The sequence below is a fragment of the Pseudomonas sp. SIMBA_041 genome (assembly GCF_046535095.1).
Classification (GTDB): Bacteria; Pseudomonadota; Gammaproteobacteria; order Pseudomonadales; family Pseudomonadaceae; genus Aquipseudomonas; species Aquipseudomonas mucoides.
Map to the genome: position 1 here is coordinate 84,569 of NZ_JAWRXJ010000014.1, position 24,862 is coordinate 109,430.

Genomic DNA, 24,862 nt, shown 5'->3' on the forward strand with positions numbered 1-24,862 from the left:
TTTGGGCTGTCTTTTCCGGCTCAAGGGTTGATTATTCGTCGTCATGACCGCAGTAATTCCTACTTGAAAGGGATTTCCCCTGCTTACCGAGGCCAGATTCATGAGCGTTATCGATCTTCGCAGCGACACCGTCACCCAACCTTCCGCCGGGATGCTCGACGCAATGGCCTGCGCGGCCACCGGTGACGACGTTTATGGCGAGGATCCGACGGTCAACCGTCTTGAAGCCGAGCTGGCAAAACGTCTGGGTTTCGCCGCAGCCCTGTTTGTGCCGACAGGCACGATGAGTAACCTGCTGGGTTTGATGGCACATTGCGAGCGGGGCGAGGAATACATTGTCGGCCAACAGGCCCACACCTATAAGTATGAAGGTGGCGGTGCAGCGGTGCTCGGTTCGATTCAACCGCAGCCGTTGGAACTGCAGGCCGATGGCTCGCTGGACCTGGCTCAGGTGGCCGCCGCGATCAAACCGGACGATTTCCACTTCGCCCGCACCCGTTTGCTGGCGCTGGAAAACACCATGCAAGGCAAAGTGCTGCCGCTGGAGTATCTGGCGCGGGCCCGCAGCTTTACCCGTGAACATGGCTTGCAGCTGCACCTGGACGGCGCGCGGCTCTACAACGCGGCCGTCAAACTGGGGGTTGATGCCCGGGAAATCACTCAGCACTTCGATTCCGTGTCGGTGTGTCTGTCCAAAGGCCTGGGCGCGCCGGTCGGTTCGGTGTTGTGCGGCTCGGTCGAGTTGATTGCCAAGGCGCGCCGATTGCGCAAGATGGTCGGAGGCGGCATGCGTCAGGCCGGGATTCTGGCGGCAGCAGGCTTGTATGCGCTGGATAACAACGTCCAGCGTCTGGCCGACGACCACGCCAATGCGCAGCTGTTGGCTGAAGGCCTGCGCGCGGCGGGTTACGACGTCGAACCGGTGCAGACCAACATGGTGTACGTGCAGATGGGTGACAAGGCCGAAGCCATCAAGACGTTCGCCGCCGAACGCGGGATCAAGTTGAGCGCGGCAGGGCGTCTGCGTATGGTCACGCACATGGACGTCAATCGTGAGCAAATCGGGCAGGTCGTCGCGGCATTCGTCGACTTTTCGCGCAAGTGATAGCGTTAGCGCTCCAATTGACTGTTTCTATCGTATAAACACGCTGTACCCCGCGCGCAGGGCCGATATAATGCGGCCCTTTGCCGTCGCTTCGTCTGTTGACGTTTCGAACAGGCCTTTGGCCGCAGCCTCCGTGGAAGAACCTAATGAAAAGCGCAGAAATCCGTGAAGCCTTCCTTCGCTTCTTCGAAGAGCAAGGCCACACTCGTGTAGCCTCCAGCTCTTTGATTCCGGGCAACGACCCAACCCTGCTGTTCACTAACGCGGGGATGAACCAGTTCAAGGACTGCTTCCTGGGCCAGGAAAAACGCGCGTACACCCGCGCGGTCAGCAGCCAGAAATGCGTGCGCGCCGGCGGCAAGCACAACGACCTGGAAAACGTCGGTTATACCGCCCGTCACCACACTTTCTTCGAAATGCTGGGTAACTTCAGCTTCGGTGATTATTTCAAGCGTGACGCGATCACCTACGCCTGGAACTTCCTGACCTCCGACCAGTGGCTGAATCTGCCGAAGGAAAAGCTCTGGGTGACCGTCTACGCCAGCGATGACGAGGCGTACGACATCTGGACCAAGGAAATTGGTGTTCCGGCCGAGCGCATGGTTCGCATCGGCGACAACAAAGGCGCGCCGTACGCGTCCGACAACTTCTGGACCATGGGCGATACCGGCCCGTGCGGTCCTTGCACCGAAATTTTCTATGATCACGGTGCCGACATCTGGGGCGGCCCACCGGGCTCGCCGGAAGAAGACGGTGACCGTTACATCGAGATCTGGAACAACGTGTTCATGCAGTTCAACCGCACCGCCGATGGCGTGTTGCACCCGCTGCCAGCGCCGTCGGTCGACACCGGCATGGGCCTGGAGCGGATCAGTGCCGTGCTGCAGCACGTTCACTCGAACTATGAAATCGACCTGTTCCAGAGCCTGCTGAGCGCTTCGGCCAAGGCCATCGGTTGCACCAACGACGCTCAGGCTTCCCTGAAAGTCGTGGCTGACCACATTCGTTCTTGCGGCTTCCTGATCGCTGACGGTGTGCTGCCGTCCAACGAAGGTCGCGGCTATGTACTGCGCCGGATCATTCGTCGCGCTTGCCGTCACGGCAACAAGCTGGGCGCCAAGGGCAGTTTCTTCTATCAGATCGTTGCGGCCCTGGTTGCCGAGATGGGCGAAGCCTTCCCTGAGCTGAAATCCCAGCAGGCGCACATCGAACGTGTTCTGAAAGCTGAAGAAGAGCAGTTCGCCAAGACCCTGGAGCAAGGCCTGAAAATCCTCGAGCAGGATCTGGCCGACCTCAAAGGCGACGTGGTACCGGGCGACGTCGTGTTCAAACTCTACGACACCTACGGTTTCCCGATGGACCTGACCGGCGACATCGCTCGCGAGCGCAGCCTGACCATCGACGAAGAAGGCTTTGAGCGCGAAATGGAAGCCCAACGCGTCCGTGCCCGTTCCGCCAGCTCCTTCGGCATGGACTACAACAGCCTGGTCAAGGTTGATGTGGCTACCGAATTTACCGGTTACAAAGCGACCAGCGGTTCGGCGAAAGTCGTGGCTCTCTATAAAGAAGGGCAATCGGTTGACGTGTTGAGCGAAGGCGAAGAAGGCGTGGTCGTTCTAAACCAGACCCCGTTCTACGCGGAGTCCGGTGGCCAGATTGGTGACTGTGGTTATCTGCAAGCCGGCAACAGCCGCTTCGACGTGCGCGATACCACCAAGACCGGCGGCGCCTTCCTGCACCACGGTGTATTGGCATCGGGCAGCCTGATCATCGGCGCGCCGGTTGAAGCTCACGTCGAAGCCGACGTGCGTCATGCCACGTCGCTGAACCACTCGGCCACTCACTTGCTGCACGCCGCATTGCGTCAGGTGCTGGGCGATCACGTTCAGCAGAAAGGTTCGTTGGTCGACAGTCAGCGCCTGCGCTTTGACTTCAGCCACTTCGAAGCCATCAAGCCTGAGCAATTGAAAGCTCTGGAAGACATCGTCAACGCCGAGATCCGCAAGAACTCCGCGGTTGAAACCGAAGAAACCGACATCGAGACAGCCAAGAAGAAGGGCGCCATGGCGCTGTTCGGCGAGAAGTACGGCGACAATGTGCGCGTGCTGAGCATGGGTGGCGATTTCTCGGTTGAGCTGTGTGGCGGTATCCACGCCAACCGTACCGGCGACATCGGTCTGTTGAAAATCATCAGCGAAGGCGGTGTGGCATCGGGTGTGCGTCGTATCGAGGCCGTCACCGGCGCTGCGGCACTGGCCTACTTGAATGCGGCCGAAGAACAACTCAAGGAAGCGGCCAACCTGGTCAAGGGTAGCCGCGACAACCTGATCGACAAGCTGTCGGCTGTGCTGGAGCGCAACCGTCTGCTGGAAAAGCAACTCGAGCAGTTGCAAGCCAAGGCTGCCAGTGCAGCGGGCGACGATCTGTCGGCCGCAGCCCTGGACGTCAAAGGCGTGAAGGTGCTGGCCGTGCGTCTGGACGGTCAGGATGGCAAGGCGCTGCTGGCGCTGGTCGATCAACTGAAAAACAAACTCGGCCGCGCAGTGATCCTGCTCGGCAGTGTCCATGAGGAAAAGGTCGTTCTGGTTGCAGGCGTAACCAAAGACCTGACTGGCCAACTCAAAGCCGGTGATTTGATGAAGCAAGCCGCTGCGGCAGTGGGCGGGAAGGGCGGTGGTCGTCCAGACATGGCGCAGGGCGGCGGTACAGACGCCGGCGCTCTGGATGCAGCATTGGCCCTGACCGTTCCATTTGTAGAGCAGGGTTTATAAGGCAGTGTGTCTGACCCGCGGTCTAGTAGCGGGTCAGAACGCTGTTTGAGTGATTATTTGGGCGCCCTTCATGGGCAGAGGCGGCTTTGAAATGGCTTTGATCGTACAGAAATTTGGAGGCACCTCGGTCGGCACTGTCGAGAGAATCGAGCAGGTCGCCGACAAGGTTAAGAAATTCCGCGATGCTGGCGATGACCTGGTGGTTGTGCTGTCTGCAATGAGCGGCGAAACCAACCGTCTGATCGATCTGGCCAAGCAAATCAGTGGCGACGGCCAACCGGTTCCCCGCGAGCTGGATGTGATCGTTTCCACCGGTGAGCAGGTGACGATTGCACTGTTGGCCATGGCGCTGATCAAGCGCGGCGTGCCAGCGGTGTCCTACACCGGTAATCAGGTGCGGATTCTGACCGATAGCGCGCACAATAAAGCGCGTATCTTGCAGATTGATGACCAGAAGATTCGTGGTGATCTGAAAGCCGGTCGCGTAGTGGTTGTCGCCGGTTTCCAGGGCGTCGACGAGCACGGCAACATCACCACCCTCGGTCGCGGCGGTTCCGACACCACCGGCGTGGCGCTGGCCGCAGCCCTGAAGGCTGATGAATGCCAGATCTACACCGACGTCGATGGTGTCTACACCACCGACCCGCGTGTGGTGTCCGTGGCTCAACGCCTGGAAAAGATTACCTTCGAAGAGATGCTGGAAATGGCCAGCCTCGGTTCCAAGGTACTGCAGATCCGTGCGGTCGAGTTTGCCGGCAAGTACAACGTTCCGCTGCGCGTACTGCACAGCTTCAAGGAGGGTCCGGGCACCCTCATTACTATTGATGAAGAGGAAACCATGGAACAGCCGATCATTTCCGGTATCGCATTCAACCGCGATGAAGCCAAGCTGACCATCCGTGGCGTGCCAGACATCCCGGGCGTTGCATTCAAGATTCTCGGCCCGATCAGTGCCGCGAACATCGAAGTCGACATGATCGTGCAGAACGTCGCGCACGATAACACCACCGACTTCACCTTCACTGTGCACCGCAACGACTACCAGGCGGCGCAAGCCGTGCTGGAAAAAACCGCTGGCGAGCTGGGTGCCCGTGAAGTCGTGGGCGACACCAAGATTGCCAAGGTATCGATCGTCGGCGTCGGCATGCGCTCCCACGCAGGCGTGGCCAGCCGCATGTTCGAATCCCTGGCGAAAGAAAGCATCAACATCCAGATGATCTCGACATCGGAAATCAAAGTCTCCGTTGTGATCGAAGAGAAGTACCTGGAACTGGCTGTGCGCGCTCTGCACACAGCTTTCGAACTGGACGCACCGGCCCGTCAGGGCGAGTGATGCGTTTACCAAAGGGCGCGGTCTGACCGCGCCCTTTGTCTTTTTTTGAATGGCGCGGCCTAAAACTGTTCTTTTGCTCGCGCTGGTCAATACTCAGGCATGTAGGGCTGCGATCATTCTGGTTGTGGGTCGAGTGCCTTTTTTTTGCAGACTGTTGTCCCTGAAATGAAATGCGTTAGGAGAAAGGTATGCTGATTCTGACCCGTCGGTGCGCAGAAAGCCTGATTATTGGTGATGGCGAAATCACCGTGACCGTGCTCGGCGTCAAAGGAAATCAAGTGCGTATCGGTGTGAACGCCCCGAAAGAGGTTGCTGTGCACCGTGAGGAAATTTACCTGCGTATAAAGAAAGAGAAGGACGAAGAACCAAGCCATTAATTTTTATCGTTTTTTATGTTTGCAAACGGGGAAAAGGTTGGTTAAGATACGCCCCGTGTTGCGGAGAGCTGGCCGAGTGGCCGAAGGCGCTCCCCTGCTAAGGGAGTACACCTCAAAAGGGTGTCGGGGGTTCGAATCCCCCGTTCTCCGCCATTATTTGCGTAGTACGTTGTAATCTGGCTTCTTCGGTAAGTTGTTGAAATTACTAGAAAAAGTGTTTGACATAGAGATTAAACGGCCTATAATGCGCGGCAACAAATGCACTCGTAGCTCAGCTGGATAGAGTACTCGGCTACGAACCGAGCGGTCACAGGTTCGAATCCTGTCGAGTGCACCATTTAAGAGTTGTTTGCAGTGATGCGAGCGACTTTGCTTCAGCCAGTTGTGGTCTGGTTTAAAAACACAAAATGCACTCGTAGCTCAGCTGGATAGAGTACTCGGCTACGAACCGAGCGGTCACAGGTTCGAATCCTGTCGAGTGCACCAAACACCAAAAAGCCTGCGTCTAACGCGGGCTTTTTGCTGTCTGGGATTTGGCTTTCCCTTTCGTACATCCTTTCTCATCAAACTCGACCTGTGCGCTACGGCCTCGCTTCGCGTCGTAGCGGTAACTCGTTGATGAATTCCTGATATTGATCTTGTCTGGCTTGCCAAGTGCGCTCTCGACGTCCTGCTGACTCATGCCTGCGACGACGCGTTGATTGATGATCGCTTCGCGTCGCTCCCTGGCGCTGATCAGGTTCCCGCATTTGTCTTCTGCCTGACCCGCGATGATCGGTTCTCTCCTGATGTTTTTCATACCTGATGTTTCACCAGTGTTGGCATCTGGCATGAGCGCCATCGTGCTGCCGGGTGTGAAAGTGCGCACATCCTGCAATGAAAGGCTCTCTCCGGCCGTACAGCTCAAGGTGGTGAAGGTGACATGCCCGTTGGCAGCTTCGCAGCGATGCACAGTCTTCGCGTGCAACAGGGGCGGCAGGCAGAGCAGGGTGGTCAGCAAAAAATAGTACGCAATCGATGGCATATGGCGTCCTCCTTGACGGTCGATACCAAGGGTAGCTGCTACATTTTTGGAAGATGGTGTGTTTTCTTTTCAGAATGAGTCGTCGCACTTGATAGATAGGGTGGCGCTCAGGTTTGGCTTGCAAGCGCTTGTTTCAGCCACGATTTTTTAACGTTTAAAACCGTTGGGCGGTGTATCATTGCGCCCGTCAGCCCCGCCGGGGCTTGTGGAATACCTCCATGGACTTACCCAGTAGTTACTCAGTACCCCGTTTCACCAATCATGAATTGACTGATTGATCCTTCCGGCGTGCCCCGCTGCTGGGAGTGGAGTTCGCCTATGTCCGAAGTTGAAGTAAAGAAAACGCAAGAAAGCCTGCAGGACCGCCTCGCTCAAGTTGTTGAGCTGTTGCAGCGTCAGCGGGTCGTCGAAGACCTGACTCATCGCCAGGAAGGTCCGCATCACGACCGGGTCGAGAACCTGGTTCACCGGCAAAACCTCGTCGAGCTGCAACGCAAACTCGATGATCTGCACTCCGCCGACGTTGCCTACATCCTTGAAGCGCTGCCGCTGGACGATCGTCTGACGCTTTGGCAATTGGTCAAGGCTGATCGCGATGGCGACATCCTGCTCGAAGTATCCGACTCGGTCCGTGAAACCCTGATCGCCGACATGGACGATCACGAGCTCCTGGCCGCGGCCAAGGACATGGACGCCGACGAACTCGCTGACCTGGCGTCCGAGCTGCCGCGAGACGTCGTCCACGAGCTGATGGAAACCCTCGATGGTCAACAGCGTGAGCGCGTTCGCTCCGCGTTGTCCTACGACGAGGAGCAAGTCGGGGCACTGATGGACTTCGAGATGGTGACCATCCGTGAGGATGTCAGTCTCGAAGTGGTTCTGCGTTACCTGCGTCGCCTCAAAGAGCTGCCCGGCCACACCGACAAGCTGTTCGTTGTCGACTACGACGGCGTGCTGAAAGGTGTACTGCCGATCAAGCGTCTGCTGGTCAACGATCCGGAAAAACAGGTTTCAGAAGTCATGGCCAGCGACCCGGTGAGTTTTCACCCGGACGAGGACGCCTATGACGCCGCTCAGGCGTTCGAACGTTACGACTTGATCTCGGCCCCCGTGGTCGACAAGAACGGCAAGCTGATCGGCCGTCTGACCATCGATGAAATGGTCGACCTGATTCGTGAAGAGAGCGAAAACGAAGTTCTCAACATGGCGGGTCTGCGCGAAGAAGAAGATATTTTCGCGTCAGTCTGGAAATCCCTGCGCAACCGTTGGGCCTGGCTGGCGGTAAACCTGATTACCGCGTTTATTGCATCGCGGGTGATCGGCCTGTTCGAAGGCTCCATCGAAAAACTGGTCGCACTGGCGGCATTGATGCCGATCGTAGCCGGTATCGGTGGCAACTCCGGTAACCAGACCATCACCATGATCGTTCGTGCGATGGCGCTGGATCAGGTCAGTACCGGCAATACCTCGCGGCTGATGCGCAAGGAATTGGCGGTCGGTCTGATCAATGGCCTGGTCTGGGGCGGGGTGATTGGCGTGGTGGCCTATCTGCTTTACGGCAGTTGGTCCCTTGGCGTGGTCATGACGGCCGCCATGACGCTCAACCTGTTGCTGGCGGCGTTGATGGGGGTTTTGATTCCGATGACCCTGGCGCGGCTTGGGCGCGATCCTGCGATGGGCGCGAGCGTGATGATCACCGCCATGACCGACAGTGGCGGGTTCTTCATCTTCCTTGGGCTGGCGACGATCTTCCTGCTCTGACTTGACCCGCTTTAAGAAACCCGCCCAATTGGCGGGTTTTTTATGGCCAAATTTCAGGCAAAAAAAAGCCAGCGATAATGCTGGCTTGAGCTTTCGGGGTGATTCAGGACGCGTCTGCGGCCATTTCAGCGTCGTGGGCGATCAGCGAAACAAGGGCGTTTTGCTGGCGGTGGGACAGTTGACGGAAACGTTGCAGTAATTCGCGTTCGTGCAATGACAGCTCCGGGCTGTCCAGGCGCATGCTCAACTCTTCGCCCAGTGCACCTTCCTGAATAAGACTCTGCTCAAGGCGTGCAATGATTTCGGAGTTCATGCTGCGATGATGATTGCGAGCCACCTCGGCAATGCGTTCACGCATTCCGTCTGGCAGACGTACGACGAACTTGTCAGCCGTACGGCTGGAATAAATTGCCTGTTTCAATGGGCGCATATATTTAACCGGTTAGTTCAGGGGAGCGGTTCTCGGGATTGGCCGCAGGATGTCTGGTAGGACAAGCTTACTGGCCAAATGTTCAACCTGAATTGAAAGAGGCCCGCATCATGCCTCAAAGAAGCCATATCATTGGCGTCAATTCTGTGACAAATATTGAGCCGGGTAAAGGCTTAATGCCAGCACCCCTTGTCAGAAATGTGGACTGGTTGGAAAAGTTGCCCAGAGCCGCATTGCCGACCGCGTCCTTTGCTCCCGCAGATGATGTCTGAAGACGTCTGAAGGTGCATGCTATGCGGATTCGATCCTTGATCCTTGTCTGATACAGGATAGTGGCAATTGGCCGATTTACTAGGGGCGAACTCGCTGTGGGGGATGATTCAGGATGGATGGCAGGCTGATTTATATGATGGGGCCTTCCGGATCCGGCAAAGACAGCCTCATTGAAGCGGCTCGAAAACCTTTGCAGTTGATGAACTGCGAAGTGGTGCGCAGGGTCATAACGCGCTCGGCCGAGTCGGTGGGCGAGGACGCTGTCGGCGTCTCGCGCGAGGAATTCCGGCACCTGAAAGACGCGGGTGACTTCGCGCTGTCGTGGCAGGCCAATGGCCTGGATTATGGGATTCCGATTCAGATCGATCAGTGGCTAAAGGAGGGCCGGCATGTATTGGTCAACGGTTCTCGCGCTCATCTTGCCGAGGCGCTACAGCGTTACCCCGATCTGATCCCGGTACTGTTGACCGTCAAGGATGAAGTGTTGCGCGAACGCCTGGTGCGGCGTGGTCGTGAGAGCCTGGCGGACATAGAAGACAGGCTACACCGCAACACACAGTTCGCGGCTGACAACATGCCAGTCCATCGACTCGATAACTCTGGCGAGCTCGCCGTGACCGTTGCCCATCTCCTCGATCTGCTGAAATTTAACGCAGCACCGGATCGAACTTGATTTTTCGCCCGGCAATTAGCGCCAACACAAACAACCCGGCGAAAACGCCGCAGGCAATCAGCGGCAGGGTGACAACCACCTCCTGAACCAAAGCCAAATGAAGAATGCCGCTCAGTAAGGCAAGGATCAAAAATCCTGCGGCTGATTTGGACATGCTGTGCTCCTGATAGGGTGATTCAAAATACAAAGCGTTCGGAAGCCTGCGATAGCGATGGGCCTTCCTGGCTCACATCCTGGCGAATAAACCCGCCCTGATCGCTCATGACCGCCAATTGCGGGGCTTTTTGCAGCTGCAGGTAATGCGGCATACGTTGAGCGACCTGCACCGCGCTGTTCTCGGGGGCAAAATGAAAACCCGCCAGGACTGCCAGGGCGATCGCATTCGAGAGTAAAAGGTCGCGATTCATGAGGCTCACCTCGGTTGTTCTTGAGAACAGCTGAAGCAGCCCGCGTGCCAATAGTTTAACGGCTATTAAATCCTTTAAAAACAAGGAATTAACTTGTCGTTGAGAAGGGGTGGCATTGCAAATTGCAATGATGGCATTTTGAGGGGATGCAATTTGCACGGTAAACAAAGCCACAGCCCGGTGGGGCGTCTGCCTACACTTAAAAAGCCCTACGGACGACATGACAAATCCGGGCTTGCCCGTTAACATGCACGCCGTCCATCGCACCGCATTTCGTGCGGGCGACGTGTGTCTCAGTAGCTCAATTGGATAGAGCATCCCCCTCCTAAGGGGAAGGTTGGCAGTTCGAACCTGCCCTGGGACACCATCTATTTCATGGCGCCTTGCGCAAGGCGCCGTTTCCGTTAGTGCCCGCATCGCACATTCCCTGCTTGTTCGTTTCCAGAGGCTTTGGCGCTAATGGTTGAAGAAAAGCTGTCCAGGCCGGGCGCAATCAGTCTTCGTGAGGCGTTCTGGTTCTGGTTGAAGCTTGGCTTCATCAGTTTCGGCGGGCCTGCGGGGCAGATCTCGATCATGCACCAAGAGCTGGTCGAACGGCGGCGCTGGATATCCGAGCGCCGATTCCTGCATGCCCTCAACTACTGCATGTTGCTCCCCGGGCCAGAGGCGCAGCAGTTGGCGACCTATATCGGCTGGCTGATGCATCGAACCTGGGGCGGGGTGATTGCCGGCGCACTGTTTGTGCTGCCGTCGTTGTTCATCCTGATCGGGTTGTCGTGGATGTACATCGCCTTCGGTGACGTGCCGGTGGTGGCCGGGCTTTTCTATGGCATCAAGCCTGCCGTGACCGCCATTGTCGTGCAGGCGGCCCATCGGATCGGCTCTCGGGCATTGAAGAACAATTGGCTATGGGCGATAGCGGCCGCTTCATTCACCGCCATCTTCGCGTTCAATGTGCCGTTCCCGCTGATCGTTCTGGGTGCCGCAGTGCTTGGCTATGTCGGCGGACGCCTGGCGCCCGATAAGTTCAGGACCGGTGGTCATGGAGCTGCCAAAAAGTCCTTTGGCCCGGCTGTGATCGATGATGACACCCCGTCCCCGGAGCATGCCCGGTTCAGTTGGTTGAAATTGGCAACGCTGGCCGTGATCGGCGCCGCGTTATGGGGCCTGCCAATGGGGATTTTGACCGCGCTCTTTGGCTGGGAAGGCACCCTGACCCAGATGGGGTGGTTCTTTACCAAAGCGGCCCTGCTGACGTTTGGCGGTGCGTATGCCGTGCTTCCCTATGTCTATCAAGGGGTGGTCGGGCATTATGGCTGGCTGACACCGACTCAAATGATCGATGGCCTGGCGTTAGGCGAAACCACACCTGGACCGTTGATCATGGTCGTGGCCTTCGTCAGTTTTGTCGGCGCGTATGTTGCTCAAGTGTTCGGCAGCGACCATGTTTTTCTCGCGGGAGCCGTCGCTGCCTGCCTGGTGACCTGGTTTACCTTCCTGCCCTCGTTCCTGTTCATCCTCGCGGGCGGGCCATTGGTCGAGTCGACCCACAATGAGCTCAAGTTCACTGCGCCACTGACTGCGATTACGGCCGCCGTCGTGGGTGTGATTCTCAATCTGGCGTGCTTCTTCGGCTATCACGTGCTGTGGCCAAAGGGTTTCAGCGGCCAACTCGATTGGCCCTCGGCACTGATCGCGATCGCCGCGGCCATTGCCTTGTTCCGCTTCAAGCGGGGCGTCATTCAGGTGCTGATGGCCTGTGCACTTGTGGGTCTGGCAGTGCATCTGTTGCGTTAGAAACAATAAAAAAAGCCCTGTCGGATACCTCCATCCGACAGGGTTTTTTTATGTCCGGCCAACCGACGACCTACATGGCAAACCTGTCATCGCTGTGCCTTACTCCTGAAAGGATTTCAGGAGGTGAAACGATGCGACGCAGGGGGGCTCAATTCTGGTTATGGACCAACAGTCGGTTACCGCTCCACACCCATGAAGAAGTGCTCGGCAATGGCCTGCAGGTTGACGTGCAGGCACGGACCAGCGTCGAAGGCGTCACCCAGGTGTTTGTGGGTATTTACGATGACGACGGCTGGGCAATCTGCGAGGAGTTTCACGATCGGCGCGTCGGTGAGCACTATTGCACGGCGTTGAAGTGGGGCGCGCAGCGAGCGAGGGAATGGCTGGCGGACACTCAGGCATTTGTTGCGCCCCATCGGCCGCAATTGACGCTCAGTCCTGTCATCACCGATGAGCCGACACTGGCGCTGCGGCGCATGGAGATGACCGAGCGCGAGCGTTTGAAGATACGTTCCGAGGATGCCTGGTCGGAATACCTGGCGGCCAAGACGGCCATGCTGGAGTTGATGCGCGCCAGCAAGGTCGATCCGAGGGTCTGGTCGGACCACAAGGAGCGCCTGCGCCAGGCCATTGACCGGCGCGTCTGCGTGCAACGCGCCTATTTGAACTAGTTAACTGGCCGATCAGAGGACCGAAGAGCGCCGCAGAGCCTCGATGGTTTCGATCAGGTCATCGTAGGACACCGGTTTACCAAGGTGCTGGTTAAAACCCGATTGCCGGGCTTTTTGAATGTCGCTGCGGGTGCCATAACCCGTCAGCGCAATCGCCGGCACGTCCTTGGCCTGAGGCAGTTTGCGTAACGCGCTCATCAGTTCGTGACCGTTCATGACCGGCATGCCCAGGTCCGAAATGATCAAGTCGAAGCGCGTGTGTTTTGCCGCGTCCAGAGCGGCTACCGGCCGGTCGAAAGCGATGACTTCGGCGTCTTCCATTTCCAGCAGCATCTTCAAGGTTTCCAGCACTTCGGCCGAGTCATCGACCAACAGAATCGTCAGCCCGCTTAACCTGCCAGCGGTCTCGTTGACCTGAGCGGAGGATTTCTCTGCGTCATCGGTGTGGGCCATCGGCAAATAGACGCTGAACGTACAGCCCGCGCCCAGCCCTTGGGAATTCACTTCGACCGTGCCCCGTTGTGCTTCGGTCAACTGGCGGACCAGTGACAACCCGATCCCCAGTCCTTCGCGGGAATGCGTGGCATGTTGCTTTTCAGCCTGGCCAAACAGATCGAATACATGTTCGAGGTTTTCGGCAGCGATGCCGGTGCCGTTGTCTTTGACATCCAGCCGTATCTTGTTTCCGGCCTGACCGGCAATCAGCTGAACCAGCCCATTGGCCGGGGTGAATTTCAGGGCGTTGTTCACCAGGTTCCAGATGATCTGTTCCAGGCGCGTCGGGTCTGCGTGGACCATCAGCGGCCCTGAAGGCACATGCAGCTCGACCTTGGTTTCGTGTTGCTCGTTCAGGACCACGGTATGGATATCGCGCAGCACACTGACAAGGTCGACGGCGACCGGTTGCAGCTTTAGCTTGCCGGTGCGCACTCGGGCGACGTCCAGCAGATCATCGATGATCCGCGCCTGGCTGGTGACGGCATCACAAATGGTGTTCACCGCTTTGGCGGCCGGGGGCAGGGACTTGGTCACGGGCAGGCGGCGCAGCAATTCGGCGTTGAGCTGGATCAGGTTCAGCGGGTGCTTGAGCTCGTGGGACATGACCGCAAAGAATTCATCTTTGAGGTAATTGGTATTGCGCGTCTCGGCCAGTTCCTGGCTCTGTTCTTCGTGTTGACGTTTGTGGCCGGTCAGGTCTCGGGCGATTTTCACGTAACCGCGCAGGTTGTCGCCGCTGAGCAAGGTCACTTCGCCGCTGCAAAAGAAGCGGCTGCCATCCTTGCGCAAGTGCCAGCGTTCATCTTCGCTGCGGCCCTGGGTGCGCACTGCCAGCAGTTCGTTTTCAGGAACCCCGGCGGCACGGTCTTCGGCGGAAAAAATGAAATCGTAGAAAGCGCCTTCCGCCTCGGCCTTGCTGTAGCCGAAGATCAGCTCGGCGCCTTTGTTCCAGCTGGTGATGATGCCCTGTTCATCGAGGGTGATGATCGCGTAGTCGCGGGTGCTTTCGGCCACCAGGCGCATGCGTTCTTCACCCAGGCGCAGATCTTCTTCCGCCGCGCGGCGCTTGGTGATGTCGATGAACGTCAGCACCGTGCCGTCGATGTGGTCTTCGCTGGAGCGGTACGGCAACAGGCGGGCGATGTACCAGCGTTTGTCGGTGCTGCTGACTTCCCGTTCGATCATGTTCAACGATTCGAACACCTGCGCCGCGTCACTGGCCAGGCCGTCGTAGTGCAGGCGATGGGTGATGTCGAGCAGCGAGCGGCCGGTATCGACCGGCAGCATGCTGAAAATGTCGGTGGCGCGCGGGGTGAACCATTTGATCCGCATGTTGCGGTCGACAAACACCGTGGCAATGTCGGTGGAAGCGATCAGGTTGGTCAGGTAGTCGTTGATCTTGTCGGTTTCTTCAACTTTGGTTTTCAGCTCGTAGTTGACCGTCAGCAACTCTTCGTTGATCGATTGCAACTCTTCCTTGCTGGTTTCCAGCTCTTCGGTGGCCGAGCGCAACTCTTCGTTGATTGCCTGCATTTCTTCGTTGGAGGCTTTCAGTTCTTCACTGGAGACTTCCGATTGTTCAATGGTGTCCTGCAAATGCAACTTGGTTCGTTGCAGTTCGCGCTCAAGATTGGACAGCACCTGGCTTTCGGTCTGTAGCAGGGTCGTGACGGTCTGTTCGGACGGGTCGACTTCGACTTCTTCGAAGATCACCAGCACGTACTCGCCATCCGACTCTTCGTCCTTATAAGGCTGAGCCACGAGGTTGATCATGTAGCTCTGGTTGCCGCGCTTGAGCGGTACGGCCCTGGACTTGACCACCAGGTTGCTCTGCTGCACCTGAAACAGCGTGGTGCGGATTTCCAGGCGCAGCTCCGGCAGGATCAGTGTCAGCAGGTTGCGCGTCAGTTCGCCACCCACATGCCGCAGAAAGTGCCCGGCGCCATCACTCATGTGCAGGATTTCGGCGTTGGCATCGACAATCATGCTCGGCGGCGCGGCGAGCTCAAGCGCACGCTGGTGAATGTCGGCAAAGGACAGCTTGCGCGGCACCGCGCGGGGCGGCGCCTCGCGGGACGTACTCGCCCGCACGTAACCGCCGCGGGGCATGGTCGGCGTCCGACGGCTGTTGGCGGTACCGGTCTTGGCGCGGAAGATGCGATTGCGTTTATCCACCGGGGCGAACAATTCGTGGCAAGCGTCCGCGCTCTCTGAAGAGCCGAGAAACAGGAACCCGCCAGGCCGCAGCGCAAAGTGGAACATCTGCAGGATTTCACGCTGCACTTCGCGATCCAGATAGATCAGCAAGTTGCGGCAGACGATCAGGTCGATCTGCGAGAACGGCGGATCCGACAGCAGGCTGTGCTTGGCAAACAGCACCCGTTCGCGAATTTCCTTGCGGATCCGGTAGTGATCGTCCTCCTTGACGAAGTAATGCCGCAGCCGCGTCGGCGGCACATCGGTGATGATCGCTTGCGGATACAACCCGGCGCGGCCAACGCTGATGGCGCGTTCATCGATGTCGGTGGCGAACAACTGCATCGTTGCCTTGCTGGCGTCCAGTTGCAGCTGGTCGTTGAGCAAGATCGCCAGGCTGTAGGCTTCTTCGCCGGTGGAACAGCCGGCGGACCAGACGCGAATTTCTTCTTTTTCCGGTTGCGCCGACACGGCGGCGCTGACCAGTTGCGGTAAAACATCCCGTTCCAGCGCTTCGAACGCCTCTCGGTCTCTGAAGAAGTTGGTCACCCCAATCAGCATGTCGCCGAGCAGCGCCTTGGTTTCTTCGGGATTGTTTTGCAGGTAGCGGAAGTAGGCGCCCAGGTCGGGCTGGGCGGTGACTTGCATCCGCCGTTCGATCCGCCGCAACACGGTGGCGCGTTTGTAATGCTTGAAGTCGTGGCCGGTGCCGGTGCGCAACTGGATCAGAATGTCGTGGAGCATTTGTTCATTGATAGCGGCCTCGCGTTCCGACACCGAGTGGAAGGTTTTCAGTTCCGCGTCACCGGCAATGGGCAACGTGATTTCCTTGGCGTTTTGCCACAGTTCGAGCAATTTTTGTGGCATTTCCGTGACGGGTAATATCAGGTCGACCATGCCGGTATCGATGGCTGCGCGAGGCATGCCGTCGAATTCGGCGTCTTCCGGCACCTGGGCCATGGTCACGCCACCGTGTTCCTTGATGCGTGACAAACCGACCGCGCCATCGGAGCCGCTGCCTGACAGGATCAGGCAAAACGCACGCTCGCGATGGACCTCGGCGAGGTCGCGGAAGAACAGGTCGATAGAGGCATGCCGCGTCTCGCGCGCGGCGTTGCTGCTGACCTTTAGAAAACCGTCATCCATGGCCAGGCGCTGGGCCGGCGAGATGACATATACGTGGTTTTTCTCGATGGGCACGGTCTCGGTGACCTGCAGGACCGGCATTTTCGTCGATTCCTGGATGATCTTGTCGGCAATGCTCTGATGGTCGGGCGACAGGTGAAGAATGATGACAAACGCCATGCCGTTGTCTTGAGGCATGTTCTGGAAAAACAGCTTGATGGCTTGCAGTCCCCCCGCAGACGCGCCGATGCCGACCACCGGGAAGTCCAGGTCGCTCGGGCGTGGGGCCTTGCGCTCGGAAGCGCCGGCCGGTTGTTTGGGGGTGCTGGTCATCTGTTCTGCCTTCTACCGGCGACATGGGGCGTTGTCGTAAAACGGGGGTAACACGCGCGTCGATAAAACAGAATAATCCCGTTTTTACATAACCCCTTCAAATATTTAGCCATCGCTTGAGCGTCACGGCGTCTCAAGGTATCGGCACTGCTGGCCGATAACCCGAACGGTCATGCTCTTCTTCTTAAAACTGCCTGGAAATCTTCGATGCTGTCGTATCACCAAAAGAGTTTTCTGATCGTCGATGATTTCTCGGATTTCCGCAGTTCCGTCAGGTCCATGCTGCGAGAGCTGGGCGTCAAGGACGTGGATACCGCGGATTCCGGCGAGCAGGCGCTGCGCATGTGTTCGCAGAAGGCCTACGATTTTATCCTGCAGGATTTCCACCTCGGCGACGGCAAGAAGAACGGTCAGCAGGTCCTCGAAGACTTGATGATCGAGAAGCTGATCAGCCATGAAAGCGTGTTCGTCATGGTCACCGCCGAAACCAGCCAGGCCATGGTGCTCAGTGCGCTGGAGCATGAACCGGATGCCTACCTGACCAAGCCGTTCAACCGCTCGGGCCTGGCTCAGCGTCTGGAGCGGCTGGAGCAGCGCAAGAACCTGCTCAAGCCGATCCTGCAAGCCCTCGACCGTGGCAAGCCGCTGGAAGTGCTCAATGCCTGCATCGAGCTGTGCAAGAAGGACATCCGTTATTCGCCGCTGTGTCTGCGCTATCGCGCGGATGCCTTGCGCGACTTGAATCAGAACGAAGCGCTGGAGCGCCTTTACGACAGCATCATTGCTGATCGGCCGTTGCCGTGGGCGTTTGCCGGGTTGGGCCAGTTGCTGTTCAAGCGCGGCCAGGTCAGCCAGGCCAAGGGCATCTACGAAAAAGCCCTGAAAGTGTTTCCGATGATGCCGGCGTTGTATGACGGCATGGCCGACGTGCTGGTGGTCGAAGGCGACACCAAGGGCGCGCAGAAAGTATTGGAAGAAGCCATTCGCCTGTCGCCGCTGGCCGTGCGCCGGCAAGCCTTGCTGGGCAAACTGGCGATGGCCAACGAAGATTTCGACACCGCCTCCAGGGCGTATCGCCAGGCGGTGTCCCAGGGCGCGCAGTCGCGTTTCAAGGATGCGGAAAGCAACCTCGGTCTGGCTCACGCCTTGATCAGCAAAGGCAGTGAGAAAGGCCTGGATACCCGCACCCGCCTGGAAATCAACACGACCCTCAGCCTGGTGGCCAAGGAAAACCCATCCGACCCGGGCCTGCAGATTCGTGCGCGGCTGATGAAAGCCACCAGCCTGTTGCTCAACGACGCCGAAACCGCCGAGAAACTCACCGAACAAGCGATGATGCGTCTCGACGGCATGGAGCAATTCATGAGTGCCGAAGCGGCGCTGCTGGTGGCCAAGCAGTTGCAAATGCTTGGCCAAGCCAGCGCGGGCGCCTCGATGCTGAAGAATTGCGCGGAAATCTACGGTGATGATCCGGTGGTGATGAAGGGCATCGCCAAGTTGACCGACGACCCGACCATCCTCAGTTCCAGCAACGCCGCCGCCGAGCTCAATCGTGAGGGCGTGCGGGTGTACAAGACCGGCAACCTGGTGGAAGCCCGGTCGGTGTTCCGCAAGGCGCTGGCGATGCAGCCGAAAAACATCAGTATCGCCTTGAACATGGCGCAGTCGCTGCTGCACGGCACCGACACCAGTGTGCCATCGGCGGAAATCGATGAATGTCGGGTCTGCCTGAAAATGGTCGGCTTGATGCCCGACACCGACGCGCGTTATCCGCGCTATCAGAAACTGAAAATCAAGGCGTTCGGCGGATGAGCCAAGACAACCCGGCATTGGATTTCTCGACGGTGATTGCCTCCACCGTGCACGACATGAAGAACTCGCTGGCCATGCTGATGCAGGCGCACAGCCAGTGGCTGGCGCGCTTGCCCGACCCGGAGCAGCACAGCCCGGAGCAGGGCGTCATCGAATACGAGTTCGCCCACCTCAACGGCATGCTCGTGCAGTTGTTGGGCCTGTACAAACTGGGGGTCAATCAGTTGCCGTTGCAACCGGCCTACCATGACCTGGATGACTTTCTTGAAGCGCAACTGGCCAGCCATCAAGACGTGTTCGCCAGTCGCGGCATTATTGCGACCTATGAAGTCGACCCGTTGAGCCCGCTGGGTTTCTTCGACCGCGAGCTGGTCGCCTCGGTACTGGGCAACATCATCAACAACGCCATTCGCTACGCGCGCGAGTCGCTGCTGATCAGCGTCAGCGACGAGGGCGGTCAACTGGTGCTGAGCATCAATGATGATGGCGCCGGCTATCCGGCGGAGATGATCGAGTTTCAGGCGGATTATGTGCAAGGCATCAACTACAGCAGCAGTAGCACCGGCCTGGGCCTGTACTTTGCCGGGCGCATCGCCGCGATGCATCAGCGCAATGGCGTCGTCGGCAGCACCCGGCTCAGCAATGGCGGCCCGTTGGGCGGCGGTGTATTCAGCCTTTACCTGCCCTGAGCGTTCTTTATTGTGTGGCGCTGCTTGAAATTCTGAACAGGCGAAGCCTATTTTGTACGGGTCGCCGTTCGCGGCTCGCACAACAAAGGATTGAGTCATGACTACCGATGGCCATCGTTCACTCGCACAGCGATTGGCGGGCATTGATGAGATTGAATGTGTCACCCCGGACTTGAATGGAGTTCCCCGGGGCAAAGTCATGACGGCCGAGGGTTTCCTCGAAGGACGTCGGTTGCAGTTGGCGCGGGGTGTGCTGCTGCAATGCATCATGGGCGGGTATCCACCCGCGCGTTTTTACGGCAGCGATGACGGCGACCTTGCGTTGGTGCCGGACCCTGCGCATATCTATCGCTTGCCCTGGAGCCAACAGCCCCGGGCGCTGGCCATTTGCGATGCGGACGAATTGACCGGTGAACCGTCGAGTCTGTCGACCCGCGGTCAACTCAAATCGGTGATCGCGCGTTACGCGGCTCGCGGCCTGGCGCCGGTGGTGGCGACCGAGCTGGAGTTCTTCGTGTTTGCGCCCAACCCCGATCCGACTCAACCGTTCCAGCCGCCGCTGGGCCTGGACGGTCGTCGCGAGGACGGTCAGTCGGCATTCAGTGTCAGTTCCAATAGCGGCTTGCGGCCGTTCTTCAGTGAGGTCTACACCTGCATGGCGGCGTTGGGCCTGCCGCGCGACACCTTCATGCACGAAATGGGTGTCAGCCAGTTCGAGATCAACCTGCTGCACGGTGATCCGCTGCTGCTGGCGGATCAGACTTTGCTGTTCAAGCACCTGCTCAAGGAAGTCGCGCTCAAGCATGGCTTGACGGTGGTCTGCATGGCCAAGCCGCTGGCGCACACACCGGGCAGTTCGATGCACATTCACCAAAGCATTGTCGACATCAACACCGGGCGTAACGTGTTCAGCGACGAGGCCGGTCAGCCGACCGCGACCTTCCGTCACTTCATCGGTGGCCAGCAGGCCGGCATGGCCGATTTCACGGCGTTGTTTGCACCGAACGTGAACTCGTATCAGCGCTTGTGCCATCCGTACGCGTCGCCGAATAATGCCTGCTGGTCCCACGACAACCGCGCCGCCGGGTTGCGCATTCCGGCCAGTTCACCGGTCGCTCGTCGGGTCGAAAACCGTTTGCCGGGAGCGGACGCCAATCCGTACCTGGCGATCGCCGCCAGCCTTGCCGCCGGGTTGCATGGCATTGAAAACGAGCTGGAGCCGACCGAGGCGATCCAGGGCGAATTCGACGTGCCGGATAATCTTTCGTTGCCGTGTACCTTGCATGCGGCTCTTGAGCGTCTGAAACGTAGCCAATTGGCGAAGGAACTGTTTGGCACTGAGTTCATCGAAGGCTACGTCGCTTCGAAGTCCATGGAACTGACCAGCTTCTTTGATGAAATTACTCCCTGGGAACGGCGTGTTTTAGCTGCTCAGGCCTGACGCTTCGTCGTCTTCGGGCTATCGTTTCGGTAGCCTGATCTTCACTGCAAGGAGCCGCTCGGAACGCCGATGCGCCAAATCTGGAAATCCTTTCGAGCGCTGTATTTCGCCTCGCTGATGATGTTGATCGGCTCGGGCCTGTTGAGCACTTACCTGGCCTTGCGCCTGGCGGCCGATCACGTCGACAGCTTGTGGGTCGGTGCGTTGATGGCGGCCAACTATTTTGGCCTGGTGCTGGGCGGCAAGATCGGTCACCGATTGATTGCCCGGGTCGGGCATATTCGTGCCTATGCCGCGTGTGCCGGGATCGTCGGTGCGGCGGTGCTCGGTCATGGATTGATCGACTGGCTGCCGGCCTGGCTGTTCCTGCGGGTGATCGTCGGCCTGGGGATGATGTGTCAGTACATGGTCATTGAGAGCTGGCTCAACGAGCAGGCCGATGCCAAGCAGCGCGGCATGGTCTTCAGCGGCTACATGATCGCTTCCTACCTGGGGTTGGTGCTGGGTCAGCTGATTCTGGTCATGCATCCAGGCCTGGGCCTGGAGCTGCTGATGCTGGTCGCCTTGTGCTTTGCCCTGTGCCTGGTGCCGGTGGCCCTGACTCGACGGATTCACCCGGCGCCGTTGCACCCCGCGCCGATGGAGCCGCGCTTCTTTATCAAACGTGTACCGCAGTCGTTGAGCACGGTATTGGGGGCAGGGCTGATCGTCGGCTCGTTCTACGGTCTGGCGCCGCTGTATGCGTCGCAGCAGGGGTTGTCCACCGAGCAGGTCGGTCTGTTCATGGGTAGCTGTATTTTTGCTGGCCTGCTGGTGCAGTGGCCGCTGGGTTGGCTGTCTGATCGTTATGACCGGGCGCTGTTGATCCGCTGTTTTGCCTTCAGCCTGGCACTGGCCGCGTTGCCGCTGGCGATTCTGCAGAAGGTGCCGCTGGAGGTCTTGTTCATCTCCGGGTTCTTCTGTTCGCTGGTGCAGTTCTGCCTGTATCCGTTGGCGGTGGCGTTCTCCAATGACCATGTCGAGGGTGATCGCCGGGTCTCGCTGACAGCGATGCTGCTGGTGACCTACGGCGTCGGCGCCAGTATCGGGCCGCTGGTCGCCGGGGTGCTGATGAAGCTGTTCGGCAGCCACATGCTCTACGCGTTCTTCAGTTTCTTCGCACTGGTGCTGGTGTGGCGGATCCGTCCGAAAGCGGTCACCAACCTGCATCAGGTCGACGATGCGCCGCTGCATCACGTCGCCATGCCGGACAGCATGTCGAGCTCGCCGCTGGTGGTGTGCCTTGACCCGCGTGTCGACGAGCAGATCGTTCAAGAGCAGATGCAGAGTCCGCCGCATCCGGAAGCGGAGCCGGAACCAGAGGTGGAACTGGAAGGTGAGCCGACGCCACCGGAAGACCCGGACGCCGGTCGCGAACAAAGTTTCACTGAAGCCAGGCCTTGATTTTTTGATGCATAAAAAAACGGGCAGTCACCGCAAGGGGCTGCCCGTTTTTTGTTGAAGCGGTGTATCAGAGATCGTCTTTATCGAAGCGCCGTGCTTCACGTTGAAGCTGATACACGAATCGCTCGACCTGGCGCTGCACCAGCCCGCTCATGTTGTGAAAGCGGATGCCGGCGAAGGTGGTGGAGATCCTTTCTTCGAAGTGCAGGTAACGCAGTTCCACCGGGGTGGTCATGCTGCCGAAGGGCAGGTCGGCGACGAAGCGGTCGTAGACCTGGCCCAATTGCAGTCGGCTGGTGATGTCACCCTCAAAGCGCAGCTTGCAGCCGGTGGCGGAAATATCCAGCAACTTGCCTTTGATGGGCGACTTGAGCTTTTCACCGCCCAGTTCGACATTGACCAATTGCGCCAGTTTCAATGCAGCCCGGAAGGCATTGCGGCGCTGATGGTAGACGACTTCGTCAGGGAGTTTGCCGCGATAGCAGCGTGCGTCGCTGAGTTCGTCGATGCTCAGCGGGCCGTTGCTTTCCCAGGCGATGCGCACGCCGTCGTGGAAGCCTTCGACCCGAAACGATTCGCCTGCCAGCAGATAGCGCTCACCATCGCGGGGCACCATTTCATCCAGGGCAATCATGTTGTTGTCACGGTCAACCTCAACCAGATAGCTCTGGAAGCGCTGGTTACGTTCGTGGAACGTAATGATCAGCGGGTCATGGCTTTCTTGCAGTTGCCGCAGGTTACCCGCGATCTCCATGGGCGTGGAGAGCACCTTGGGTGGCTGCGGAGCATCTTCCGCGGTTAAGGCATTGGGCACGGTTCATCGTTCTCCGGACAAAATGTGACTGCGCATGGCCAGCATACTGCCATCATGTAGCGCGTCTTGAAAGTGCGAACTCATCAACAGGTTCACGCCTGACTGAGCGGGCGCGGCTTCGCTAGCTTGGCGGTTGATCCGCGGGCATCGTAAAGCGCGGGTGGTTCGCCGCCGGTGAGGATTTTCAGCTGATTGGCCGTGGCGGCCTGCTGGACCAGGATCGACTGACCATTATTGACGTTGATGGCCTGGCACTGAGCCAGAAGGTCGGTCAGGGCATCGCTTTGCGCAAGTAACTGGTCACCGACGCTGGATTCGCTGGCGAGTTGCTCCAGGCCCTTGCGATTGGTGGGCAGATTGAGGCTGGCGAGGACTTCGCTGCGCTTGCGGCCATGCTGTTCGAGCAGAATGATCATTGCCTGTTTGCGCGCCAGAATGTCTTCGAGCAGTGGCATGTCGCGACCATGCAAGGCGAGGGACTCGGTTTGCAGTAACTCCAGCAAGTGTTGTGCTGGAGCAAAGTCGTCGATGATCAGTTGCAGTAAATTAGTGTCGTGCATGGCTGGCCTTGGGGTTTAAGCGTCCAAAAGCCTGGCGCAGGCCGGGGGCCTAGCGCTGGGCTTCGAAGTTGAGCAGTTTGCTGGCTACACGGTTGCTGTCGACTTTATAGCTGCCATCGGCAATCGCTGCTTTCAACTCGGCCACGCGGGCATTGTCGACGGCAGGCTGATCGCGCAGCTTGTCAGTGACCTTCTGCAACTGTTGAGCCTCATTGCTGAGGTGTACCGATTCCCCGCTTTTGGCGGTACTGGCCTGTTCGGCCGGGGTATTCAGCGGCGCGGATTTGCCGGCTTCGGCAGTGTCCTTGTTGGCGCTGGTACGCGTACTGCCGGTCAGTGACGAGGAACTGTTCAAACGGCTGAAATCGATGACCATGATAAAAAACCTCTGGGAATTTGGACGCTTGCCATGTTTTCGGCTCTTCCTGCAAAAACTTTAGGCCCATTTATCAACGAGCCTGCATGCGCCAGCGCATTTCCTGCGTGAGGCACAGTTTAGGGAACAGCCACGGCCAGCGCCATGTTTTCGCAAGCGCAGAGTTTCTACATGGCCACTTCCACCTGGCCCGGCGCCATGACCTGCGCCTTGATGACCCGTTGGGAGTTGAGGTTTTTTACCCGGATCTGTTCACGCAAGCCGCCATTGGACAGGGCTTCGCCCGGCATGCGCACGCTGAGCGTACCACTGCGGGCGGTAATCACCACTTGGTCACCTTTGGAAATGACTTCGGCCTGTTCGAGATGGACCAGCGTCAGCACCTGATCGGCGACCGTTGGTCGGGTAAGTTTTTGTCCAATCGTCTGATCGATGGAGGTGAAGTATCCCTGGCCGATCAGGCTGATGTCGCGTTCGCGCAGCATGACGTCGCCCGGCTCGATATAGCCGGCGCGTTTGAGGGGCCGCGTGGTGGTGACGACGTCGCGAAACAGGCGGACTTGAGCGGGCACGAACACCGTCCAGGGCGAGGTGCTGTCGCAACGAACCTTGACCGTGACCCGGCCAATCGGGATCGCCGGGCTCTCCAGAGTGGCTGTCAATTCCTTGTCGCACATGGGCATGCGCAGGCGCGGATCGAGCTGCTTGACCTCGATCTCATAACGGCCTTCGGTTTGACTGGTCGCCAAATAGTCTTCTACGGTGAACTCAAGAAAGCCCTGAGTGACGCCGATAAGCATGTCAGGCAAGGTAACTGCGTCAGCAAGGGCAGGGCTGCCAGCGTTGAACAGGCAGACGGCCGACATCGCGCAAAGCACGTGGCGAGCGTTTGATGTCAGGCGTCGGAAAAATGTCAGTTCTGTGTTCATAAGAGTTAAAAAGCAAGCGCCGTG

21 protein-coding genes and 4 tRNA genes are annotated in these 24,862 nt (G+C 58.5%); 16 read left to right on the forward strand and 9 right to left on the reverse strand.

The window, feature by feature from the left end; translation table 11 throughout:
• The first annotated feature begins 100 nt into the window (after positions 1 to 100).
• From ltaE to SB725_RS27670, 7 genes are all read left to right on the forward strand, one after another.
• Positions 101 to 1,105, forward strand: a complete 1,005-nt coding sequence (gene ltaE / locus SB725_RS27640) for a low-specificity L-threonine aldolase (RefSeq protein WP_059182304.1) — start codon at positions 101 to 103, stop codon at positions 1,103 to 1,105.
• Between the two features lie 146 nt (positions 1,106 to 1,251).
• On the forward strand, positions 1,252 to 3,876 hold the full coding sequence (alaS, locus tag SB725_RS27645) for an alanine--tRNA ligase (protein ID WP_027923936.1): 2,625 nt from the start codon (positions 1,252 to 1,254) through the stop codon (positions 3,874 to 3,876).
• A 91-nt stretch (positions 3,877 to 3,967) separates the two neighbouring features.
• Positions 3,968 to 5,209, forward strand: a complete 1,242-nt coding sequence (locus SB725_RS27650; RefSeq protein ID WP_027923937.1) for an aspartate kinase — start codon at positions 3,968 to 3,970, stop codon at positions 5,207 to 5,209.
• A 188-nt stretch (positions 5,210 to 5,397) separates the two neighbouring features.
• A complete protein-coding gene (gene csrA, locus SB725_RS27655) occupies positions 5,398 to 5,586 on the forward strand; it encodes a carbon storage regulator CsrA (protein WP_002554426.1) in 189 nt (62 codons plus the stop codon).
• Positions 5,587 to 5,648: 62 nt separating this feature from the next.
• Positions 5,649 to 5,739 (forward strand) — tRNA-Ser (locus tag SB725_RS27660).
• A gap of 107 nt (positions 5,740 to 5,846) precedes the next feature.
• A tRNA-Arg gene (locus tag SB725_RS27665) sits at positions 5,847 to 5,923 on the forward strand.
• A 72-nt stretch (positions 5,924 to 5,995) separates the two neighbouring features.
• Positions 5,996 to 6,072, forward strand: a tRNA-Arg gene (locus SB725_RS27670).
• A gap of 19 nt (positions 6,073 to 6,091) precedes the next feature.
• On the opposite strand, the gene SB725_RS27675 is transcribed toward SB725_RS27670, so the two are convergent.
• Positions 6,092 to 6,610, reverse strand: coding sequence for a hypothetical protein (locus SB725_RS27675; RefSeq protein WP_027923938.1), 519 nt, complete (start codon positions 6,608 to 6,610; stop codon positions 6,092 to 6,094).
• A gap of 318 nt (positions 6,611 to 6,928) precedes the next feature.
• Between SB725_RS27675 and mgtE the strand changes: the two genes are divergently transcribed.
• Entirely contained in the window at positions 6,929 to 8,371 is a 1,443-nt protein-coding gene (mgtE, locus tag SB725_RS27680; RefSeq protein WP_010457218.1) for a magnesium transporter, read from the forward strand.
• Positions 8,372 to 8,474: 103 nt separating this feature from the next.
• Here the strand turns inward: mgtE and SB725_RS27685 are convergent, their stop codons facing one another.
• The gene (locus SB725_RS27685) at positions 8,475 to 8,801 is read right to left on the reverse strand and encodes an Arc family DNA-binding protein (RefSeq protein ID WP_003178899.1); all 327 of its coding nucleotides are present in this window, start codon (positions 8,799 to 8,801) and stop codon (positions 8,475 to 8,477) included.
• A gap of 385 nt (positions 8,802 to 9,186) precedes the next feature.
• Here SB725_RS27685 and phnN point away from each other — a divergent pair, with 385 nt between their 5' ends.
• Entirely contained in the window at positions 9,187 to 9,747 is a 561-nt protein-coding gene (gene phnN / locus SB725_RS27690) for a phosphonate metabolism protein/1,5-bisphosphokinase (PRPP-forming) PhnN (protein WP_059182306.1), read from the forward strand.
• Here the strand turns inward: phnN and SB725_RS27695 are convergent.
• Positions 9,722 to 9,901: a PA3371 family protein gene (locus SB725_RS27695; RefSeq protein ID WP_027923940.1), complete on the reverse strand. Its 180-nt coding sequence runs from the start codon at positions 9,899 to 9,901 to the stop codon at positions 9,722 to 9,724. The genes phnN and SB725_RS27695 overlap by 26 nt on opposite strands.
• Before the next feature lie 22 nt (positions 9,902 to 9,923).
• Positions 9,924 to 10,154: a hypothetical protein gene (locus tag SB725_RS27700; RefSeq protein ID WP_410922906.1), complete on the reverse strand. Its 231-nt coding sequence runs from the start codon at positions 10,152 to 10,154 to the stop codon at positions 9,924 to 9,926.
• Positions 10,155 to 10,444: 290 nt separating this feature from the next.
• Here SB725_RS27700 and SB725_RS27705 point away from each other — a divergent pair.
• The 3 genes from SB725_RS27705 (at position 10,445) to SB725_RS27715 (ending at position 12,622) form a co-directional block, all read left to right on the forward strand.
• Positions 10,445 to 10,521 (forward strand) — tRNA-Arg (locus SB725_RS27705).
• Between the two features lie 92 nt (positions 10,522 to 10,613).
• Positions 10,614 to 11,951 (forward strand): chromate efflux transporter, encoded by a 1,338-nt coding sequence (chrA, locus tag SB725_RS27710; RefSeq protein ID WP_410922892.1) that lies wholly within the window; start codon positions 10,614 to 10,616, stop codon positions 11,949 to 11,951.
• A gap of 131 nt (positions 11,952 to 12,082) precedes the next feature.
• Positions 12,083 to 12,622: a hypothetical protein gene (locus SB725_RS27715; protein WP_027923943.1), complete on the forward strand. Its 540-nt coding sequence runs from the start codon at positions 12,083 to 12,085 to the stop codon at positions 12,620 to 12,622.
• Positions 12,623 to 12,634: 12 nt separating this feature from the next.
• Here SB725_RS27715 and SB725_RS27720 read toward each other — a convergent pair whose 3' ends face one another.
• Positions 12,635 to 16,774: a CheR family methyltransferase gene (locus tag SB725_RS27720; protein WP_410922893.1), complete on the reverse strand. Its 4,140-nt coding sequence runs from the start codon at positions 16,772 to 16,774 to the stop codon at positions 12,635 to 12,637.
• Between the two features lie 207 nt (positions 16,775 to 16,981).
• On the opposite strand from SB725_RS27720, the gene SB725_RS27725 reads away from it, so the two are divergent.
• The 4 genes from SB725_RS27725 to SB725_RS27740 all read left to right on the forward strand — a co-directional run bounded on the left by SB725_RS27725 (position 16,982) and on the right by SB725_RS27740 (position 22,159).
• On the forward strand, positions 16,982 to 18,586 hold the full coding sequence (locus SB725_RS27725; RefSeq protein ID WP_194940666.1) for a tetratricopeptide repeat-containing response regulator: 1,605 nt from the start codon (positions 16,982 to 16,984) through the stop codon (positions 18,584 to 18,586).
• Complete coding sequence (locus tag SB725_RS27730; protein WP_059182309.1) at positions 18,583 to 19,275, forward strand: sensor histidine kinase; 693 nt, start codon at positions 18,583 to 18,585, stop codon at positions 19,273 to 19,275. Before SB725_RS27725 ends, SB725_RS27730 begins: the two co-directional genes overlap by 4 nt.
• 199 nt (positions 19,276 to 19,474) lie before the next feature.
• On the forward strand, positions 19,475 to 20,716 hold the full coding sequence (locus tag SB725_RS27735) for a glutamine synthetase family protein (RefSeq protein WP_172825979.1): 1,242 nt from the start codon (positions 19,475 to 19,477) through the stop codon (positions 20,714 to 20,716).
• Positions 20,717 to 20,785: 69 nt separating this feature from the next.
• Positions 20,786 to 22,159 (forward strand): MFS transporter, encoded by a 1,374-nt coding sequence (locus SB725_RS27740; RefSeq protein WP_027923948.1) that lies wholly within the window; start codon positions 20,786 to 20,788, stop codon positions 22,157 to 22,159.
• Between the two features lie 67 nt (positions 22,160 to 22,226).
• Here SB725_RS27740 and SB725_RS27745 read toward each other — a convergent pair whose 3' ends face one another.
• The 4 genes from SB725_RS27745 to flgA form a co-directional block, all read right to left on the reverse strand.
• Positions 22,227 to 22,973 (reverse strand): flagellar brake protein, encoded by a 747-nt coding sequence (locus SB725_RS27745; RefSeq protein WP_027923949.1) that lies wholly within the window; start codon positions 22,971 to 22,973, stop codon positions 22,227 to 22,229.
• A gap of 92 nt (positions 22,974 to 23,065) precedes the next feature.
• Positions 23,066 to 23,533, reverse strand: coding sequence for a flagella synthesis protein FlgN (locus SB725_RS27750; protein ID WP_027923950.1), 468 nt, complete (start codon positions 23,531 to 23,533; stop codon positions 23,066 to 23,068).
• A gap of 49 nt (positions 23,534 to 23,582) precedes the next feature.
• Positions 23,583 to 23,909: a flagellar biosynthesis anti-sigma factor FlgM gene (gene flgM / locus SB725_RS27755; RefSeq protein WP_027923951.1), complete on the reverse strand. Its 327-nt coding sequence runs from the start codon at positions 23,907 to 23,909 to the stop codon at positions 23,583 to 23,585.
• Positions 23,910 to 24,076: 167 nt separating this feature from the next.
• Positions 24,077 to 24,838 (reverse strand): flagellar basal body P-ring formation chaperone FlgA, encoded by a 762-nt coding sequence (gene flgA / locus SB725_RS27760; protein WP_081743963.1) that lies wholly within the window; start codon positions 24,836 to 24,838, stop codon positions 24,077 to 24,079.
• Positions 24,839 to 24,862: the final 24 nt, after the last annotated feature.

Excerpts from the sequence above, each read along its gene's own strand:
- ltaE (WP_059182304.1), top strand. The coding sequence starts at position 101 with ATGAGCGTTATCGATCTTCGCAGCGACACCGTCACCCAACCTTCCGCC.
- alaS (WP_027923936.1), top strand. The coding sequence starts at position 1,252 with ATGAAAAGCGCAGAAATCCGTGAAGCCTTCCTTCGCTTCTTCGAAGAG.
- SB725_RS27650 (WP_027923937.1), top strand. The coding sequence starts at position 3,968 with ATGGCTTTGATCGTACAGAAATTTGGAGGCACCTCGGTCGGCACTGTC.
- csrA (WP_002554426.1), top strand. The coding sequence starts at position 5,398 with ATGCTGATTCTGACCCGTCGGTGCGCAGAAAGCCTGATTATTGGTGAT.
- SB725_RS27675 (WP_027923938.1), bottom strand. The coding sequence starts at position 6,610 with ATGCCATCGATTGCGTACTATTTTTTGCTGACCACCCTGCTCTGCCTG.
- mgtE (WP_010457218.1), top strand. The coding sequence starts at position 6,929 with ATGTCCGAAGTTGAAGTAAAGAAAACGCAAGAAAGCCTGCAGGACCGC.
- SB725_RS27685 (WP_003178899.1), bottom strand. The coding sequence starts at position 8,801 with ATGCGCCCATTGAAACAGGCAATTTATTCCAGCCGTACGGCTGACAAG.
- phnN (WP_059182306.1), top strand. The coding sequence starts at position 9,187 with ATGGATGGCAGGCTGATTTATATGATGGGGCCTTCCGGATCCGGCAAA.
- SB725_RS27695 (WP_027923940.1), bottom strand. The coding sequence starts at position 9,901 with ATGTCCAAATCAGCCGCAGGATTTTTGATCCTTGCCTTACTGAGCGGC.
- SB725_RS27700 (WP_410922906.1), bottom strand. The coding sequence starts at position 10,154 with ATGAATCGCGACCTTTTACTCTCGAATGCGATCGCCCTGGCAGTCCTG.
- chrA (WP_410922892.1), top strand. The coding sequence starts at position 10,614 with ATGGTTGAAGAAAAGCTGTCCAGGCCGGGCGCAATCAGTCTTCGTGAG.
- SB725_RS27715 (WP_027923943.1), top strand. The coding sequence starts at position 12,083 with ATGCGACGCAGGGGGGCTCAATTCTGGTTATGGACCAACAGTCGGTTA.
- SB725_RS27720 (WP_410922893.1), bottom strand. The coding sequence starts at position 16,774 with ATGACCAGCACCCCCAAACAACCGGCCGGCGCTTCCGAGCGCAAGGCC.
- SB725_RS27725 (WP_194940666.1), top strand. The coding sequence starts at position 16,982 with ATGCTGTCGTATCACCAAAAGAGTTTTCTGATCGTCGATGATTTCTCG.
- SB725_RS27730 (WP_059182309.1), top strand. The coding sequence starts at position 18,583 with ATGAGCCAAGACAACCCGGCATTGGATTTCTCGACGGTGATTGCCTCC.
- SB725_RS27735 (WP_172825979.1), top strand. The coding sequence starts at position 19,475 with ATGACGGCCGAGGGTTTCCTCGAAGGACGTCGGTTGCAGTTGGCGCGG.
- SB725_RS27740 (WP_027923948.1), top strand. The coding sequence starts at position 20,786 with ATGCGCCAAATCTGGAAATCCTTTCGAGCGCTGTATTTCGCCTCGCTG.
- SB725_RS27750 (WP_027923950.1), bottom strand. The coding sequence starts at position 23,533 with ATGCACGACACTAATTTACTGCAACTGATCATCGACGACTTTGCTCCA.
- flgM (WP_027923951.1), bottom strand. The coding sequence starts at position 23,909 with ATGGTCATCGATTTCAGCCGTTTGAACAGTTCCTCGTCACTGACCGGC.
- flgA (WP_081743963.1), bottom strand. The coding sequence starts at position 24,838 with ATGAACACAGAACTGACATTTTTCCGACGCCTGACATCAAACGCTCGC.